The organism is Burkholderia territorii, from assembly GCF_902833055.1.
Taxonomy (GTDB): Bacteria; Pseudomonadota; Gammaproteobacteria; order Burkholderiales; family Burkholderiaceae; genus Burkholderia; species Burkholderia territorii.
On record NZ_CADFEJ010000116.1, the window covers coordinates 1 to 495 of the forward strand.

The 495-nt window shown below is 65.9% G+C and carries 1 protein-coding gene; it reads right to left on the bottom strand.

Features of this window, described 5'->3' with window-relative positions:
- The coding region (locus HW466_RS31285; RefSeq protein WP_481968804.1) for an alkaline phosphatase family protein at positions 1-480 on the bottom strand (480 nt) is incomplete at its 3' end.
- Between the last annotated feature and the right edge of the window lie 15 nt (positions 481-495).

The following is a 495-nucleotide window of genomic DNA, read 5'->3' on the forward strand; positions in this document are numbered from 1 at the left end:
GTGGCGCTTCGGGTTGTTCCAGATCGGCGATGCCTGGATCTTGCTCACCACCTGCTGGACGTACGAGTCGCCGCGCTTGACCAGGTTGTCGCCCTTGCAGGTCGGGTCGTTGCCCGTGCCGTGCATGTCGTCGCACTGGTCGGGCATGATGAAGTTGATCGCGCCCACGTCGCCGTTTGCCAGGTCGGTGCTGAACTGGTCGAAGTTGTAGTTCTGCGGGACCGGGTACACCGAGGTGCTCTTGATCGCGCTGGCGTACTGCGTGCCGAAGAGCGTGCGGTTGCTGGCGAAGAAGTCCGGCAGCGAACGCGCGGTCTGGTAGGCCCTGCCCGGGTGGTGCTTGGTCTTGTACAGCGAGCTCGGCATCGCGATCGCCGGGCTGGTGATGCCGGCGGTCGTGGTGCCTGCCGCGCCGTTGTAGCCGGCCACCACCGCCGCGTCGGCGACGCTGTCGGTACGCACGTCCTGGCCCGGATTCATCGACTAGCTGTAGGT